This window comes from uncultured Polaribacter sp. (assembly GCF_947503875.1).
GTDB lineage: Bacteria > Bacteroidota > Bacteroidia > Flavobacteriales > Flavobacteriaceae > Polaribacter.
Genome location: NZ_CANNFH010000001.1, coordinates 227,969 through 246,187, shown reverse-complemented (window position 1 = coordinate 246,187; position 18,219 = coordinate 227,969). Strand labels below are relative to the sequence as shown.

Here is an 18,219-nt window from a genome sequence, read left to right as displayed (position 1 = left end):
GAAAAAAAGCGAGTAGTGAAAGCCCGTTAAAACGCCCAAATACATATCTTATATATTTTCTGCTAAAATTAGCGCTTTTTTTAATGCAGCTAACTTGTTATTTACTTCTTGTAATTCCTTTTTTTCGTCTGAATGAATTACGATTCCTGCGCCTGCTTGATAATACAAAACGTTGTTTTTACTTACAAAAGAACGAATGGCAATGGCCAAATTTACAGAGCCATCTAAACCAATAATACCCACTGCACCGCCATAAAAGCCGCGCGATTGATTTTCATACCTATCTATTAACTGCATGGCTTTGTATTTTGGAGCGCCACTTAGGGTTCCTGCTGGAAAAGTATCGCCCACAATTTCTATGGGATTTCCTTTTAACTGACCAGAAACTGTGGAAACCAAGTGAATTACATGGCTAAAATACTGCACTTCTTTAAACACTTCTACCTCTACATTATCTGCATGTTTACTTAAATCATTTCTTGCTAAATCTACCAACATTACATGTTCTGCAGTTTCTTTTTTATCTGCTGATAATTTTTTACCTAACTGAATGTCTTTTGCCATATCGCCAGTTCTTCTAAAAGTACCTGCAATTGGATTGATAGTGGCTTTACCTGCAGAAATTTTAATTTGTGCTTCTGGTGAAGAACCCATTAATTTGAAAGAACCGTAATCGAAATAAAACAAATAAGGTGATGGGTTTATAGAACGTAAGGCTCTATATACATTAAATTCGTCTCCTTTAAATTTTTGTTGAAATTGGCGCGATAAAACCAACTGAAAAACGTCTCCTCTTTTGCAATGTGATTTTGCTTTTCTTACATATTCTATAAATTCGTCTCCTTTTACATTTGAGGTTTCTTCGCCATCAATTTCGAATTTCTGTGTATTGAATGCTTGTGCATCTATAATGGTCTGAATTTCTTGAATTCTTGATGCTGTGCCTTCTTCAATATTTTCTATCAAGGTCATTTCATCATTAAAATGATTGATGGCAATGATAAATCTGTAAAAGCTATACTGCATTAAAGGTATTGCAGATGGCGCCTCTTTTACTTTTAATTCTATATTTTCGAAATATTGAACAGAATCATAAGTTGTATAACCATACAAACCGTTAAAGGCTTTTAATTCGGCCGGACAATCGATGTCTATTGCTTTGCTATAGTTCTCAAAAATTTGATTGAAATTTCGGCCAATTTTCTGGTTTTCTAACTGCGTTCCATTATGCGAAAAGCTTAAATGATGATTTTCTGCTTTTATAGAAACTACAGGATCTATAGCAATAAAAGTAAAACTTTCGTCTTTACTATGATAGTCTGAACTTTCTAATAAAAGTGTGTTTGCATATTTATCTCTAAAACGCAAATACAAGCCTACAGGTGTTACTGTGTCTGCAATTTTAGTTTTTGAGATGGTTTTAAATTGTATTTTATTCATAACTGATTGTCAGTTCGAGCGCAGTCGAGAACATTTTATTTTGTTCTTCTTTTAATGACCTCTCGACTGCGCTCGAGATGACATTTTGATTTTATTAGTTCTATATTATGCAAAAAGGCTTATCGTGAGATAAGCCTTTTCTATATTTTTAACATACAGGTTTCTTCTCACTTATTAAATAAGAGAGTTCCACCACCATGTATTTTTTGTTGTTTTTTGCATTGTGATACAAAAATAAGATAGATTTTTAAATTGAGCAATAAATTAGTTCTAAAATTACTCTACGTTTCTAATATTATCTGGACTTCTATAGCTATCAAAAACTTCAAGAATGATAATTGAAGTTTTATTTTCTACATAATAAACCAACTTAAAATGTCTTATTGGTATTCTTCTAAAAGGTTCGCCTAAAATTTCATCAACTTGATATTGCTCTACAAATTCTATTTATTTACTCGCCTTTAGTAAATCTTGCTTTACATTATTAGCATTGACCTTAGACTTGGTTTTAAATAAATTCTTTTGTAAATATATTTTAAATCTGCCTTTGCTTCATTAGACCAAACTATTTTTATTTTGGGCATTTTACCAGTTTTCAGATTCTTTCTCTAAATCTTCAACTGAAGTAAAATTACCTTCTTTTACTGATTGTAAAGTATTTTTTACCCTATCAATATAAAGTTCTTTTGTTAAGGGTTCACCCTGAACAGTGTACGCAACAATTTTCTCTTTGGACAATTGAATTTCTAAAAACTCCTCAAAACGACTGATCAGATTTACATCTTTAATTTCGTCAAAACGTTCTTTAAAAATATTTTTTCTAGTTGTTAAGTCCATATTTAACTGTTTTACACAAATATAAGTTATTTTAGAGAATTATAAATCTCTAATAATCCTCTTTAAATTTTATAATTATACCAATTAAATTTTAAAATGATGCATAAATAAATTGAATTATTTTTTTCTTTATCAAGGCAAAATTTTTAATCATAGCCTTAGCTATGGTTTAAAATTTTAACGCAGATAAAGGTAAAAAGAAACTATTTATATGGGTTATTTTACTGTTTAATTGGTATTAATTGGTTGAATAAAAAAATCCTGCGAGGTTTTAAAAACCTTGCAGGATGATTCCTTAATAATTAAAAAAACTAAAATAATTTCAGCTTAAAAATTATCTTATAATTTTTACATTCATTTCCTCTACTTTTTTATCTGATAAAGGTGATGGTGCATTAAACAATAAATCTTCTGACGAACCTGTTTTTGGGAAAGCCATTACTTCTCTAATGGATGCTTTTTTCTCTAAAATCATCATTAAACGATCTACACCCCAAGCAATTCCACCATGAGGTGGTGCTCCATACTGGAAAGCTTTGTACATTGTACCCACACTTTTTAGCATTTCCTCTTTATTATAACCCATGTTTTTATAGGTTGCTTCTAAAATTTCTGCTTTATGTGCACGTACAGAACCTCCACCAATTTCGTAACCATTTAAGATTAAATCGTATTGTTGGGCAATTATTGCACCTATCTCCTCTCCTTCTCCAGTCATGTGCTTTTCTAAATCGTAAATTGCTGGCATAGAAAACGGATTGTGTGTAAACGTCCATCTACCTTCATCTGTTTTTTCAAACATTGGAAAATCTACTACCCAAGCAGGTTTTAATTCTTTAGGATTTATCAATCTTAGAATACGCCCCATTTCTTGACGAACAGCATCTAAAGCTTTGTTTGCAGTTGCATAATCTGCAGCAGAGAAAAAGACAATATCACCAACTTGTGCATTGGTTTCTTTAATAATATTGGTTGCAATTTCCTCGCCTAAAAACTTAATTATTGGCGATTGTAAATCGTTTTCATTTACAATAATGTATGCCAAACCACCTAAACCGTTTTGCTGTGCAATGGCAGTTAAGTTTTCAATTTGCCCTTTAGACATACGTTTGTTTCCTTGTTCTTTTGCAGAAACCTTAATACATTTTACAATTCCGCCTTCTTCAATTGGTTTACTAAACACCTGAAAAGTAGTATCTTTTACAATTGCTGTAATGTCTTGCATTTGCAAACCATAGCGTAAATCTGGTCTATCACAACCATATTTATCCATTGCTTCTTTGTAGGTAATTACCTCAAAAGGATGTAAAATCCATTTTTTACCATAGATTTTCTTAACAATTTCATTAAACATTTTGGTGTTTAAATCTATAATCTGTTGCATACTTGCGTATGCCATTTCAATATCTAATTGGGTAAATTCTGGTTGTCTGTCTCCACGAGAATCTTCATCTCTAAAACAACGTGCAATTTGGAAGTATTTCTCAAAACCACCCACCATTAGCATTTGTTTAAACTGCTGTGGTGCTTGTGGTAAGGTGTAAAAAGAACCTGCTTGTTTACGTGTTGGTACAATAAATTCTCTTGCACCTTCATCTGTACCTGCAGTTAAAATTGGCGTTTCTATTTCTAAAAATTCTTCTTCGTCTAAGATATCTCGCATCAATTTTATCACCTTATGGCGATTTACAATTGCTCTACGAACATCATCATTTCTATGATCTAAAAATTTGTATTCAAACCTTACTTTCTCGTTACTTTTAGCAGCTCTTTTAATTTCAAAAGGCAAGGTTTTTGCCAAATTTAAAATCTCTAAAGTTGCCGTTTCCAATTCTAATTTACCGGTTCTTAAACCTGCATTATAATCGTCTTCATTTCTTTGCACAACAACTCCTGATACAGAAATTACGGTTTCTGGTTTTAGTTTTACCAATTCGTCTAAATTAGGGAATGTTTCTCTACTTAAACGTACTTGAAAAATTTGGTAACTAGAGTCTCTTAAATCGATAAACATCAACTCTCCATGATCTCTTACACTAGCTACCCAACCTGATAATGTAACTTCTTGCTGAATTGATGCTTCTGATAACTCTGATATTTTGTGTGTTCTGTAATTGTCCTTAATAATTATCGGAGTTTGTTGCAGTTCTTCAATAGCATCACCTTTTTTAGCCTTCTTAGCGTTAGCTTTTGGTTCTTGAGTTTTAGTATTTGGCTGGTTGTCAACAGTTGTAGACGAATTGCTAATGGCGCTTAAAATCTCTTCACGAATCACTTTTCCTGAAGCTCCTTTACCAATAATAGCAATAACTTTACCCACTAAAATTCCTGCTTTGCCTTGATTTCCTGCTTTTATATCATTTGCAATTGCTTCGTTTGCTGAAATTACGGTAGCAACAGCATCTTTTATTTTATCTTCAGATATGGTATTGTCTTCAAAATACTTGTTATAGTCAAAATTACTATCTTTTAAGTAAGCTGTTATTCCGTTTTGTACTAAAACAGATGTTATTTTATCGGCTTTAAATAATTGAAAAATTTCCGTTAATTGTTTTATATCATGAATATTCGCATATTCATCTGCACCAATATTATTCACTAAGGTTTTTGCAACAAAAGACGGATCTTTAATTTGATTATTAATGGCTACAAACGTTTCTGAACGCAATGCATCTGCCGTAAAAAACTTTGCGTCTTGAGGTAAAACACCACCTTTTATTAAAATAGATTCTACTGCAAACGGTAAAGAACTGATATCAACATCTATACTTTCAACAACATTTTTAATATTTACAAAAGGTAAATCTGGTTCAGAAATAAAACGATAATCTGCCTCAAACTCCTTTTTACGCATGGTTTTGGTTTGCTTTAAATCTGCATCCCATAAAACCGTGGTTTGGTCTGGTCTAAACGCTTTATTTTCTATATAATAATTTAACTGTTTTTCTATTTCTTCCTTTAACGCATCTACCATAAACTTAAACGAATTCAAGTTTTTGATTTCTGTTCTAGGATTTAAATTGTAGGTATGTTTTTTTCTAAGCGATACAGAAACATCAGATTTAAACTCCCCTTTTTCTAAATTTGCTTCAGAAATACCTAGATTTTGTACAATTCTTTGAATGTATTGTGCATACGTTGATGCATCTTCTATATTACGAATACAAGGTTCTGTTACAATTTCAATTAAAGGTACACCTGCTTTGTTAAAATCTACCAAAGAAATTTTCTTTTCGTGCATTAATTTTGCAGCATCTTCTTCAATATGAACTTGCGTTAAATTTACCGTAAACTGAGAACCATCATTTCTAAAACAAGATACTTCTCCATCTGGAATTACAGGATTATGAAACTGTGTAATTTGAATGTTCTTAGGATTATCTGGATATTCATAATGTTTTCGATCCCAAGAAATTACTTCGTTACTAAAAGTAGATTTCACCGCTTTTCCAAAGTAAATAGCTTTGGTAATTGCTTCTTTATTTATAGCTGGCAAAACACCCATTTGTCCCGTACAAACTGAACAAATATTATGATTTGGTTGTTCTATTTCTTGATTAGGACAAGAACAAAACAACTTGGTATTTGTATTTAAACGCACGTGTGTTTCTAAACCAATTACTAACTCTAAATCGTGCTTTTTTAAAAGCTCATTTAATTGTTCCAATTCCATTATAGTGTATCTTTTAAGAAGTTAGCAAACTTCAAAACAAGTTCGTCGTTATTTTTTGCTGCTGTAATTTGTAAGCCTGTTGCAGTTCCTTGTGGCACAGTTAACGTTGGTAATTGTCCCAAACTAAAACCAACTGTATAAGCATCTGATAAGTACATTGCTAAAGGATCTTTTAAACTATCGCCAATTTTTGGCGGGTTATTTGGTGTTACCGGTGATAAAATAATATCAACTTCTTTAAAATCTTTCTCGAAGTTTTCTGAAATCTGATCTCTTAAATTCAGTCCTTTTAAATAAATTTCATCGGAAAAACCTTGAGATAACACTTGATTTCCACCAACAATTCTACGTTTAGTTTCTTCAGAAAAATTTTCTGAACGTGTAATAGAATAGGTATCTTTTAAATTATCGCCTTCTATTCTTGCACCGTAATTTGTACCATCTAACCTAGATAAGTTAGAGGCTGTTTCTGCCATTGCCAATGTATAATAGGTAGAAACCAAAGTATCTGATTCGAAAAAATCTAATTCTTTTACTGTAATTCCTTTGGCTTTAATTTTTTCTATGGATGCTAAAAAATCTGCTTTTACCTTAGCATCAATCGCATCATTTTCTATAAAGTTTTTAAAATAGCCAACAGTTTTTATTTCATCAGTATTTAAAATAGTGTCTTCTAGTATTTCTTTTGATGCATAGGTAGTTTGGTCTTTAACATCTTTACCACTCATTACATTTAGCACAATTCTAACATCTTCTATAGATTTTGCAATAGGCCCAACACAATCTGTAGAAGAGGCGTATGCTAATATTCCAAATCTAGAAATTCTACCATAGGTTGGTTTTAAACCATATACATTATTGTACCCTGCTGGTTGTCTAATAGAACCTCCTGTATCTCCTCCAATAGAAAAAACGGTATATTCTTTAGCTACATTTACAGCAGAACCTCCACTAGAACCTCCACTAACTAAATCTGGATTTACAGCATTTTTTACGGCTCCAAAAATGGTGTTTTCAGAAGATGAACCATGCCCAAAACTATCTCCGTTTTCTTTTACTAAAGGTATTGCACCAGCATCTAATAATTTCTGAATTGCAGTGGCCGTGTAGGAAGATTTGTATTGTTTTAGCAAATCTGAACTTGCAGTTGTATACGTTCCTTGAAGCATATAAACGTCTTTAACACCAAAAGGAATACCTTCTAACAAGCCAATTTTTTCTCCGTTTGCAATTTTAGCATCTACTTTTTTAGCCAATGCTAAAGCCGTTTCATCTAACAAAGAATTTACTGTATGATGTGTGTTCGATTTTAATAAATCTAACTTATTTTTTATCAACTCTAAACAAGATATTTCTTTATTTTGAAGTTGATCGTGTATTTTTCTGATGTTACTCATACTTATTATTTTTTAGTTTTGTTGCTATTTCTAACAACTAAAAACCAATAACTAAAACCGTGTTTTTATTCCTCTATAACTTTTGCAACTACTAAGTAGCCATTTTTTTCTCTTGGAAAATTTTCTATAATGATGTCTTTTTCCGCTTGCGGACTATGAACCACAACATCTTCTCTTAAATTATTTAAAGAAACTGCATTTCTACTTACAGTATTGGCTGTTGTAGCATTTGTGCTTTTTATTACGTCAAATAATTTACTAACAGCTTCAGATTCTTTTGCTCCTTTAATACTCGACAAAACGTCGACAGTCATTATTTTAGTCATTTCTTTATTTTTAGAGTTCCTGAAACATACTTCTACAAGCGCAGTAAAAAGTTCAGGATAAAAAAAAGCCTTCCAAAATCTGGAAGGCTTTATTTATATATTTTATACAACAACCTTCCTAACCCTAAAAATTAGGATTATTGAAATTACGATTGTTGTTATTTATGAAATTCATTTTAAAAATATTGGTGTCAAATATATAGTAATTTGCATAGTTGACAACATATTTTTAATAATTAATAAACAGTTTTAAATAAACAATAATTTTTAGGAGTTTTCCTTATAGAATATCCATTAAAATAAAGTTTAATCTAAAAAAATTAATATATCTGTAAAACAGTTTTATTTTTTTAATATTCTTCTGGTTATAAAACCATTATCTGTTGCCAGTTTAACAAAATAAATACCTGTATTTAAATTGGAAACATCTATACTTTTTAACTGTTCTTGGGCATTATTATTTGCCGAAAACACCAATTTGCCTTGAATAGAGTAAATAGAAACGTTTTTAATTTTTCTAGAACCTGAGTTTACAAATAATTTATCTTTAGTTGGGTTTGGATACAATTGAATAAGATCTACTATATCTTTTTCAGACTCATTTGCCACAGAAAGTGCAGCACCTTTGTTTTGGTAATTCTGTAAAGCATTTACTGCATACATTAATGGTGAATTCCAATTAATGGTAACCTCATTAGAAGCATAAGAACACCATGTTTCTGAATAAGATTTTGCCCTTACACTACTAGGATATGCACAATCATCTTGCTGCCCTGGTTGTGGCCCACCAGCTAACATTCCAGGTACAGGATCTGCAATATTGTCTGCTTCAGAAATTCTGTGGTGTGGATTCATTGGAGTTTTGGTACCAAAACCAGTTACAAAAGAAAATCCTGTACCATTTCTTCCTAATAAATAATCCATTGCAATATAGGCTGCATTTAAATATTTATCATCTTGGGTTAATTCATACGCTCTAATTAAATATAAAACTTGATTCCCAGCAACTCCATTACTTCCCCAAACATAATCGTTCTGAGCCATAGTAGTTTTCATTGCAGAATTATTTACATTATTTTCTAAAATATCTGCCATTAATAACAATCTTTTTCTGGCCTCTGTTGTGTTAATATCTGATGCTATTTTTGATGCATGATGATTTATAGAATACAACGCCAAAGCACTAACGCTTTGCCAATTAGGCACTTGATTATTCATAGAAAAAACATTAACTGCATTTTTGTAAATATTTTCTTTTGTAGTTATAAATAATTCTGTTGCTGCCCATAAAAACTCATCACTTAAATTTGTGTCTCCATATTCTCCTGTTACAACATCACTTGGGTTGGTAAAAAACACATTCGGATTTGCCAATGCCCAAGCATAAGCAGATTTTGCAGCAGTAATCAATTTTGCTTTGTAACCAGGTTTTTGCGTTTCAAAATCAGTCATAATTCTAGCTGCAGTAGCTGCTACAGCTGCAAAATTTAAAGCAGCTGCCGTACTTTTTTTAACTACGTATCTTTCTAAATTATATTGATTTGGCATCACAATTCCACTAAACCCAAGTCCTGTTAGTTTATGATATACACCACCATCATTGGGATCCTGCATAGTCAACATCCAATCTAAATTATAAAAAGCTTCATCTAAAATATCTGGTAAATTATTGCTAGACTCAGGTATATTAAAATCTTTAGAACCATAATATTCTGGAAAATGTTCGTAAGCAGCTAATAAAGTATAGGTAGAAATCCCACTATTTACAACGTATTTATTGTAATCTCCAGCATCATACCAACCTCCTGAAGAAGAGATTCTGGTGTTTACAGGTCTTGCACTAGTTGCTGCAGAACTATGCACTCTTACATTTGTATCTGGTATTCCTGTAGTTCTTGTCCATTTATCGCCAAACTCTGCGGTTACTGAAATACTGGCTCTGTTAAAATAATAGTATTTAAAAGCCGCTTTTGCCAAATCTTCATAAACTTCTTCACCAATAGTGATTGTTTCTTTAACGTCATCTATTTCAACCACATATTCTCCTGCTAAATTTACAGATGTAAAATCTATATGCGCTACATGTTCTTGAGCATCTGCCCACAAAATAGATGCTCCTGTTGTGCCATTGGCAACAACTACATCACTATTATTTTTGATGGTATAATTTAAATTAGCGAAAGGTTGTGCAGAATTTACACTTAAAATTTTAGTTCTGTCTACAAAATACCCTACTTGATTATATCGTATTTCGTAATTTGACGGCTGAGCACCTTCTTCAAATGGCGCCCCAATAGAAAGCCAATCAATAGTAATTTTACCAGTATAAGCGCCTACTCCTGGCCTTGCAAAAATTGACAAATTTGTAATTTTTGAGCTATTTACCACACAAGGACCATTTGTACAAGGACCACCAAAAGCGCCATCCAAAAACTTGCCTGTAAAATCAAACTCGTAAACCGCGAAACTTGTTCCAATATTTACAGATGTAGCTTGTAAATTTGTAACATATCCTGTTTCATCTTGCAAATCTATTCTAAACTCTAAACCTTGATTTGCCTTTGCCTTAATATATAATTTAGGACTTACAGATAGATCTATAGTTTTAGAAACACCTGCATCATGCATAGTATAAGTCATAGCTGCCCACATACCTCCAGAACCATTTCCTGAAATTTCTAAATTATTGTCTACAATCTCAAAATCAAAAGCTGAAGATTGTGCTATGCTTATAATATTATCATCAAAATTATCTACATAAATTGGATTTTGAGCGAAACTAACTGCCGATAAAATAAAGAGATAAAAAAAGTGTAATTTTCTCATAACTGAGTTTTTTTTTTATAATTGAACAGACATATTATAAAACCAATCAAACTTTAAAAATGAACGAGGCTTTAAAGTTTGTTTTCAAAAATACGCATAGTTTGTTTACCAAATAATTGAATATTAAGTTTTGTTTTACAAAGTTTTATAAAACTTCAATAAATATTCAAATATTTTTTACTGGTAACTTAATGCGTACTAGTATGCACTGCGATCTTAAAAGGATAATAATTTAAAAAATCTTTCGACAACCAATTAAATTTGACAGTTCGTAATCGATAATCGTCATTATTCACATTAAATCACTTTACAAAATTTACTATTTAAGCTATTAATTCGTTTTCAACATTTCAAACAATTGGTAATTTTACAAAAATCTATTTTAAAATGATTTTTAAGCCATTTAAGCCACTATTGTGTTTTTAACAAATGTTGATAATTTTAGAAGTAAATTGCTAAAAAAGCTTGAAATAGTATTTTAAAATTGTAAATTTGAGATATAGAAATATTGTTGCAAACAATTTTCCATCAACCTTAAAATTAACAAAGTACTTATATAATGAGCGACGAAAGTAAAAAAAATTATGATGCCTCCAGTATTCAGGCATTAGAAGGTATGGAGCATGTAAGAATGCGTCCTTCTATGTATATTGGAGACGTTGGTATACGTGGTTTACACCATTTGGTGTATGAAGTAGTAGATAACTCTATTGATGAAGCAATGGGTGGCTATTGTGACACGATTGATGTGACCATAAACAAAGACAATTCGATTACAACCAGAGATAATGGACGTGGAATTCCTGTAGGAATTCACCAAAAAGAAGGCGTATCTGCATTACAAGTAGTAATGACCAAAATTGGTGCTGGTGGTAAATTTGATAAAGATTCTTACAAAGTATCTGGTGGTTTGCATGGTGTTGGGGTAAGTTGTGTTAACGCACTATCTGACCATTTAACAGCAACCGTTCATAAAGAAGGTAAAATTTGGCAACAGGAATATGAAAAAGGAAAAACCTTATATCCTGTAAAAACAATTGGCGAAACCGATTTTACAGGTACAATTGTTACTTTTTTACCAGATAAATCTATTTTTACACAATCTACAGAGTACAATTACGAAACATTAGCAACGCGTATGCGTGAGTTGGCGTATCTTAATAAAGGGATTACCATTACTTTAACAGATAAGCGTAATACAGATGATGAAGGTAATTTTATTTCAGAAACATTTCATTCTGATGAAGGTTTACCAGAATTTATAAAATATTTAGATTCTACACGTGAGCAATTAACCTCTTCTGTAATTTCTATGGAAGGTGAGAAAAACGGAATTCCTGTAGAAGTAGCAATGGTTTACAATACTTCTTATGCAGAAAATTTACATTCTTACGTAAATAACATTAACACACACGAAGGTGGTACACACTTATCTGGTTTTAGACGTGGTTTAACAGGAACACTAAAAAAGTATGCAGATGAATCTGGATTGTTAAAAAACGTAAAGTTTGATATTGCTGGAGACGATTTTAGAGAAGGTTTAACAGCCATTGTTTCTGTAAAAGTTGCAGAACCTCAGTTTGAAGGACAAACCAAAACAAAGTTAGGAAACAGAGAGGTTACTTCTGCGGTATCGCAAGCGGTTTCAGAAATGTTAACAGATTATTTAGAGGAAAATCCTAACGATGCTAAGACCATAGTTCAAAAAGTAATTTTAGCTGCTACTGCAAGACACGCTGCACGTAAAGCCAGAGAAATGGTACAACGTAAAACAGTGATGTCTATTGGTGGTTTACCTGGTAAATTATCTGACTGTTCTGAAACAGACCCAGCACAATGTGAAATATTCTTAGTTGAGGGAGATTCTGCAGGTGGAACAGCAAAACAAGGTAGAGATAGAAACTTTCAAGCAATTCTTCCTCTACGTGGGAAAATTTTGAACGTGGAAAAAGCAATGCAACATAAGGTATTCGAAAACGAAGAAATTAAAAACATGTTTACGGCTTTAGGAGTTTCTATTGGTACAGAAGAAGATCCAAGAGCTTTAAATTTATCTAAAGTACGTTATCATAAAGTAGTTATTATGTGTGATGCCGATGTAGATGGATCGCATATTGCTACCTTAATATTAACTTTCTTCTTTAGATATATGCGTGAAATGGTAGAGCAAGGTTATGTTTACATTGCAACACCGCCTTTATATTTAGTTAAAAAAGGACAGAAAAGAGAATACGCTTGGGATGACAATCAGCGTGATTTGATTGCACAGCAAATGGGAGGTTCTGTAAATGTACAAAGATATAAAGGTCTTGGAGAGATGAACGCAGAACAACTTTGGGACACTACAATGAACCCAGAATTTAGAACTTTACGTAAAGTAGTTATTGATAGCCCTACAGAAGCAGATAGAGTATTCTCTATGCTTATGGGAGATGAGGTACCACCTCGTAGAGATTTTATTGAACGCAATGCAAAATACGCAAATATTGATGCATAAAATTTAATAAAACAAATTATAAAAAGCTCTAATTAACTTTAGAGCTTTTTTTATTTTGAAAACTTATCGAAACAGGGAAAAACACCTTTTTACGAAATACCTAAAACTCTCTCTACCATGATTTAATACTAATTATATATATTTGTTAAGAAATATTAAAAAAAATACATTTTAACATGAAAAAGATTATTCTAACATTATCAGGTGTTTTCCTTTTAACCGTAAACACAAAAGCTCAAAACGGTTTCGAAAACGCGCTTTTATCAGACGCTAGAGATGCTAAAAATTTAATACAAGCATACTTTCAGCCAGGCATGGAGGGCTTTATAAACGCCATGAACAGTGGTTGGTATCACACAGCAAAAGTGCATAAAAAGTTTGGTTTTGATATCTCAATTGGTGCCAGCGCTGCTTTAGTGCCTTCAGAAAAAGAAATGTTTAACATTGTTAGCGTTCTAGGAAGTAATTCTAATATCACCTCTAATTCTGCAACAGCATCTACCTTTGCTGGTCCTAGTAATAGCACAAGAATGAGTGTTAATAGAAATATTAATGGACAAGATGTATCTGCAGAATTCGATTTCCCAGGAGGAGTTACAGGAGATTTACCTGTTAATGGTGTACCTGCACCAATTGCGCAACTAAGCGTTGGCTTACCTTGGAAAATGGAAGCAATGGTAAGAGTAATACCAAAGATAGATCTTGGTGAAGACGAAGGAACTGTTAACATGTTAGGCTTTGGAATTAAAAAAGAAATTACAGACTGGTTTGGGCCCTTAGACAAAACACCTTTACATGTTTCTCTTTTAGCAGCATATACAACTATGAATGTAGATTATGAAATTGGAGATGTAAATACTGATGTTTTAGAAGTTAGAAACGGATTAACTAATTTTAATTTAACTGCATTTACAGCCCAAGCAATAGCCTCTCTAAATTTCCCTATTATTAATATTTACGGAGGTGTTGGCTACAACAGTGGTTCCTCTTCTTTTGAAATGACAGGAGACTTTCAAGGTGTTTATCAAACAGGTTTACCATCTCCTAATAACACTGTTAGGCAAAGATTACTTATTCCCTCTAATCTAAACTTTGAATCTAATGGCTTTATGACTACAGCTGGTTTAAGATTAAGCTTAGGTTTTTTAAAGATTTTTGGCTCTTATACAATACAAGAATACAATACAGCCAATTTAGGCATTGCTATTAGCATTAGATAAAAAATAAATTATATTTTAACAAAATAAGACATCTTGTTTAGATGTCTTATTTTTGCTTGAAATTAACAATAAAACTACCTTAAAGTTGTATTTTTACCCAAAAATTTAACATCACAAATAAAAATTTAAAAATATGAAAGTTACAGTAGTTGGCGCAGGTGCAGTTGGTGCAAGTTGTGCAGAGTATATCGCCATAAAAAACTTCGCAGCAGAAGTAGTTTTATTAGATATTAAAGAAGGTTATGCAGAAGGTAAAGCAATGGATTTAATGCAAACAGCTTCTTTAAATGGTTTTGATACCAAAATTACTGGTAGCACTAGCGATTATTCTAAAACTGCTGGTTCTGACGTTTGTGTAATTACCTCTGGTATTCCAAGAAAACCAGGTATGACTCGTGAAGAATTAATTGGTATAAACGCCGGAATTGTAAAAACAGTTTCTTCTAGTTTAATTGAACACTCTCCAGAAACTATAATTATTGTAGTTTCTAATCCTATGGATACTATGACCTATTTAGTACACAAAACTACAGGCTTACCAAAAAACAGAATTATTGGTATGGGTGGTGCATTAGATTCTGCACGTTTTAAATACAGATTAGCAGAAGCTTTAGGTGCGCCTATTTCTGATGTTGATGGAATGGTAATTGGTGGACATTCAGATAAAGGAATGGTACCTTTAACAAGATTAGCTACTAGAAATTCTGTACCTGTTTCAGAATTTATTTCTGAAGAAAGATTAGAACAAGTAAAGCAAGATACAAAGGTTGGTGGTGCAACATTAACTGGTTTGTTAGGTACTTCTGCTTGGTATGCTCCTGGAGCTGCTGTAAGTGGTATGGTGCAAGCTATTGCTTGCGATACTAAAAAAATATTTCCATGTTCCTCTCTATTAGAAGGTGAGTTTGGTTTAAGTGATTTATGTATTGGAGTTCCTGTGGTATTAGGAAAAGACGGTATAGAAAGCATTGTAGAAATTAATTTAAATGATGCTGAAAAAGCACATTTACAAGAATCTGCAGCCGGAGTTTCTAAAACAAATGGTTTATTAGAGTTATAGACTTTAGACTTTAAATAAAAATTAAAAAATCCAGCTTTTGCTGGATTTTTTATTATGCATAATTCAACAAAAAACTTCATTTTTGTAGTATAATTTTATTCCTTGAAAACAACAGCAAATACACTTTTAAAAAAAGTTTATGGTTATGATAACTTTAGACCTTTACAAGAAGACATCATCAACAGAACTATAGCTGGTAAAGATAGTTTTGTTTTAATGCCAACTGGTGGTGGTAAATCTATCTGTTTTCAAATACCTGCATTATTGTTTGACGGAATTACAATTGTAGTTTCGCCCTTAATTTCCTTGATGAAAGATCAAGTGCAAGCTTTAAAAGCAAACGGCATAAAAGCAGATTTTTTTAACAGTTCTATTACGCCTCAAGAGGAAAATGAAGTTATTGAAAAGGCAATAAAAGGAGATATTCAATTGCTATATTTATCACCGGAAAAATTAATAAATGTAAGCAGCACCTGGTTAAAATTACTAAACATAAAATTAGTTGCCATAGATGAAGCACATTGTGTAAGCATGTGGGGGCATGATTTTAGACCAGAATACACCCAACTAAAAACGTTTAGAAGATCTTTACAAAATGTGCCTTTTATGGCACTTACTGCAACTGCAGACAAATCTGCTAGAAAAGACATTGAAGCACAATTAGGTTTACAAAACTCTAAATTATTTATCTCTTCTTTTGATAGAAAAAATTTAAGCATAGAAGTTCGTGGACAAGTGCCTAAAAAGAAAAAACTGCAAGAAATTGGCAATTTCATCAACCAAAGAAAAAATGAAAGTGGTATTATTTACTGTTTGAGTAGAAAAAACACAGAAGAAGTTGCCAGTTATCTAAAAAAAGAAGGACATTCTGTTACCTTTTATCACGCAGGAATGAACTTTGAAGAAAGAGAACAAACCCAAACCGATTTTATAAATGATGATGTAAAAATTGTTGTGGCAACCATAGCCTTTGGTATGGGAATAGATAAATCTAACGTGCGTTATGTAATACACTATAACTTACCTAAAAATTTAGAGGGGTATTACCAAGAAATTGGAAGAGCTGGTAGAGATGGTTTGCCCTCTGAAACCATCTTGTACTATAATATGAGAGATTTTGTATTGTACAGTCAGTTTGCAGATGATGGTGCAAATGCTACCATGCAAAAAGAGAAGTTGAATAGAATGTTGCAATTTGCAGAAGCAAAATCTTGCCGAAGAAAAATATTGCTCTCTTATTTTGGCGAACATTTAACCGAAAATTGTAATAATTGTGATGTTTGCTTAAATCCTCCCAAAGATTTTGAAGGAACTGTTATAGCACAAAAAGCTTTATCTGGAATTGTAAGAATGCAAGAAAAAGACGGAATTACAATGCTAATTAATGTTTTAAGAGGAAGTAACAATGCAGATATTCATGCCAAACAATATTATACTTTAAAAACGTATGGTGTTGGTAGAGAAGTTTCGTTTTTTAATTGGCGAGATTACATCATTCAAATGGCAAACCACGGTTTGATAGAGATTATGTACGCAGAAAATTCTGCATTAAAAATTACACCAATTGGCTGGCAAGTTTTAAAAGGCGAAAAACAAATCCGTTTAACCACGCCAATAGAAAAAACTGAGAAAAATGCAGAAAAAAAACAACTAAAAATCACTTCACAAGGTGAAACCAATACCAGTTTATTAGCCGAATTGAAAAAATTGCGTTTGTCTATTGCCAAAGAAGAAAAAATGCCGGCTTACATTATATTTAATGACAAAACATTAAAACAAATGGCTAGTGAATTACCCACAACAGAAAACGAATTCTTATCTATTTCTGGAGTTGGAACCAATAAAATGGAAAAATATGGAGATGATTTTATGGCAGTAATACGTAAATATAAAAACGTTGCAAAACCTAGAAAACAATCCACCACTTTAAAAACCTTTGAATTATACAATAAAGGTTTAGCGCCTATTGCTATTGCACAAGAGCGAAATTTATCGATTACTACTGTCTTTTCTCATCTTTCGCAATTGTATACAGAAGGTAAAAACATCAATTTAGCACAATACGTTACTAAAGAAATTATAGAAAAAGTACGCGTAGTTTTTAATCAATTCAATAGAAAAATAGAATTAAAACCTATTTATGAAAAATTGAATGAAGAGATTACTTATAGCGAAATAAGAATAAGTATTACACTTATCTTAAAAGAGAATTAAACCAACAAAAAACCAATCTTTTTTACATATATTTGAAGAATGAAAGCAAAATGGTACCTAAGTACACTACTTTTTATTTCGCTATGTTTTGGAGCTTTCCAAGAACAAGTATATGAACCTAATCAAGAAATTGTATTAGAGTTTGTAGACAATAGTGATAAAAGCACTGCTTTAACCATTAATAAGGTTAAAGAAAAACTTTTAGCAATTGGTGCTATCAATATTAAAATTAAAAAAAACCATAAAGGACATTTAAAAATTGGCTACTACAGTACTTTAGATGCAGAGTATATTAAAGATTTACTTACAGAAAAACAGCAATTAGCTCTACACGAAAAATCTAAAGAAAGAGAAAATAACGATTCTTATTCTAGCTATAAGATTGATGTTTATGAACTAAAAGATCAAATAGAAACTTCTTCTACATCAAATGATGCTTTCGTTATAGAATTCAAATACCAATCAGATCGTTTCACAAACAATCAGTATTCAGATTTTTCAAGAAATTTAGAATATCAGGCAAATCAAAATTTTAGTCATGCCTTTAAAATAAGTAAAAGCAATCCTTTTACTAAAGATTACACTTCACATAAAGAACCAGAAGTTAGAGCTGGCCCAAGAAAAAAGCTTTCTTAAAAGAGTGTATTACAATACTCTTTTACAATTAATTATCTAGTATTGGTGTGTCCAGAACGCATCACCCAAAACAAACATTAAAAACATTGTCAG

The 18,219-nt window shown here is 31.8% G+C and carries 11 protein-coding genes; 5 read left to right on the top strand and 6 right to left on the bottom strand.

Annotated elements, in window-relative coordinates; all coding sequences use genetic code 11:
• Positions 1-48: 48 nt before the first annotated feature.
• The 6 genes from Q0684_RS01050 to Q0684_RS01025 all read right to left on the bottom strand — a co-directional run bounded on the left by Q0684_RS01050 (position 49) and on the right by Q0684_RS01025 (position 10,499).
• Positions 49-1,440, bottom strand: coding sequence for an anthranilate synthase component I family protein (locus Q0684_RS01050; RefSeq protein ID WP_299012190.1), 1,392 nt, complete (start codon positions 1,438-1,440; stop codon positions 49-51).
• A 585-nt stretch (positions 1,441-2,025) separates the two neighbouring features.
• On the bottom strand, positions 2,026-2,277 hold the full coding sequence (locus tag Q0684_RS01045; RefSeq protein WP_299012189.1) for a hypothetical protein: 252 nt from the start codon (positions 2,275-2,277) through the stop codon (positions 2,026-2,028).
• Between the two features lie 334 nt (positions 2,278-2,611).
• Positions 2,612-5,950 (bottom strand): bifunctional amidotransferase subunit GatB/aspartate--tRNA ligase AspS, encoded by a 3,339-nt coding sequence (gatB/aspS, locus tag Q0684_RS01040; protein ID WP_299012188.1) that lies wholly within the window; start codon positions 5,948-5,950, stop codon positions 2,612-2,614.
• Positions 5,950-7,347 (bottom strand): amidase family protein, encoded by a 1,398-nt coding sequence (locus Q0684_RS01035; protein ID WP_299012187.1) that lies wholly within the window; start codon positions 7,345-7,347, stop codon positions 5,950-5,952. The genes gatB/aspS and Q0684_RS01035 overlap by 1 nt, the downstream gene beginning before the upstream one ends.
• A 65-nt stretch (positions 7,348-7,412) precedes the next feature.
• Positions 7,413-7,661 carry a hypothetical protein gene (locus Q0684_RS01030; protein ID WP_299012186.1) on the bottom strand — a complete coding sequence of 83 codons (249 nt, stop codon included), beginning with the start codon at positions 7,659-7,661 and terminating at the stop codon, positions 7,413-7,415.
• Positions 7,662-8,015: 354 nt separating this feature from the next.
• Positions 8,016-10,499, bottom strand: coding sequence for a glycoside hydrolase family 9 protein (locus Q0684_RS01025; protein WP_299012185.1), 2,484 nt, complete (start codon positions 10,497-10,499; stop codon positions 8,016-8,018).
• 559 nt (positions 10,500-11,058) lie between these two features.
• On the opposite strand from Q0684_RS01025, the gene gyrB reads away from it, so the two are divergent.
• From gyrB to Q0684_RS01000, 5 genes are all read left to right on the top strand, one after another.
• Complete coding sequence (gene gyrB / locus Q0684_RS01020; protein ID WP_299012184.1) at positions 11,059-12,996, top strand: DNA topoisomerase (ATP-hydrolyzing) subunit B; 1,938 nt, start codon at positions 11,059-11,061, stop codon at positions 12,994-12,996.
• 176 nt (positions 12,997-13,172) lie between these two features.
• Positions 13,173-14,216, top strand: a complete 1,044-nt coding sequence (locus Q0684_RS01015) for a DUF6588 family protein (protein ID WP_299012183.1) — start codon at positions 13,173-13,175, stop codon at positions 14,214-14,216.
• A gap of 133 nt (positions 14,217-14,349) precedes the next feature.
• Positions 14,350-15,276 carry a malate dehydrogenase gene (mdh, locus tag Q0684_RS01010; RefSeq protein ID WP_299012182.1) on the top strand — a complete coding sequence of 309 codons (927 nt, stop codon included), beginning with the start codon at positions 14,350-14,352 and terminating at the stop codon, positions 15,274-15,276.
• Between the two features lie 102 nt (positions 15,277-15,378).
• Complete coding sequence (recQ, locus tag Q0684_RS01005; RefSeq protein ID WP_299012181.1) at positions 15,379-17,490, top strand: DNA helicase RecQ; 2,112 nt, start codon at positions 15,379-15,381, stop codon at positions 17,488-17,490.
• Between the two features lie 39 nt (positions 17,491-17,529).
• Positions 17,530-18,126 (top strand): hypothetical protein, encoded by a 597-nt coding sequence (locus Q0684_RS01000; protein ID WP_299012180.1) that lies wholly within the window; start codon positions 17,530-17,532, stop codon positions 18,124-18,126.
• Positions 18,127-18,219: the final 93 nt, after the last annotated feature.

Excerpts from the sequence above, each read along its gene's own strand:
- Q0684_RS01050 (WP_299012190.1), bottom strand. The coding sequence starts at position 1,440 with ATGAATAAAATACAATTTAAAACCATCTCAAAAACTAAAATTGCAGAC.
- Q0684_RS01000 (WP_299012180.1), top strand. The coding sequence starts at position 17,530 with ATGAAAGCAAAATGGTACCTAAGTACACTACTTTTTATTTCGCTATGT.
- gatB/aspS (WP_299012188.1), bottom strand. The coding sequence starts at position 5,950 with ATGGAATTGGAACAATTAAATGAGCTTTTAAAAAAGCACGATTTAGAG.
- mdh (WP_299012182.1), top strand. The coding sequence starts at position 14,350 with ATGAAAGTTACAGTAGTTGGCGCAGGTGCAGTTGGTGCAAGTTGTGCA.
- Q0684_RS01035 (WP_299012187.1), bottom strand. The coding sequence starts at position 7,347 with ATGAGTAACATCAGAAAAATACACGATCAACTTCAAAATAAAGAAATA.
- gyrB (WP_299012184.1), top strand. The coding sequence starts at position 11,059 with ATGAGCGACGAAAGTAAAAAAAATTATGATGCCTCCAGTATTCAGGCA.
- Q0684_RS01025 (WP_299012185.1), bottom strand. The coding sequence starts at position 10,499 with ATGAGAAAATTACACTTTTTTTATCTCTTTATTTTATCGGCAGTTAGT.
- Q0684_RS01045 (WP_299012189.1), bottom strand. The coding sequence starts at position 2,277 with ATGGACTTAACAACTAGAAAAAATATTTTTAAAGAACGTTTTGACGAA.
- Q0684_RS01030 (WP_299012186.1), bottom strand. The coding sequence starts at position 7,661 with ATGACTGTCGACGTTTTGTCGAGTATTAAAGGAGCAAAAGAATCTGAA.
- Q0684_RS01015 (WP_299012183.1), top strand. The coding sequence starts at position 13,173 with ATGAAAAAGATTATTCTAACATTATCAGGTGTTTTCCTTTTAACCGTA.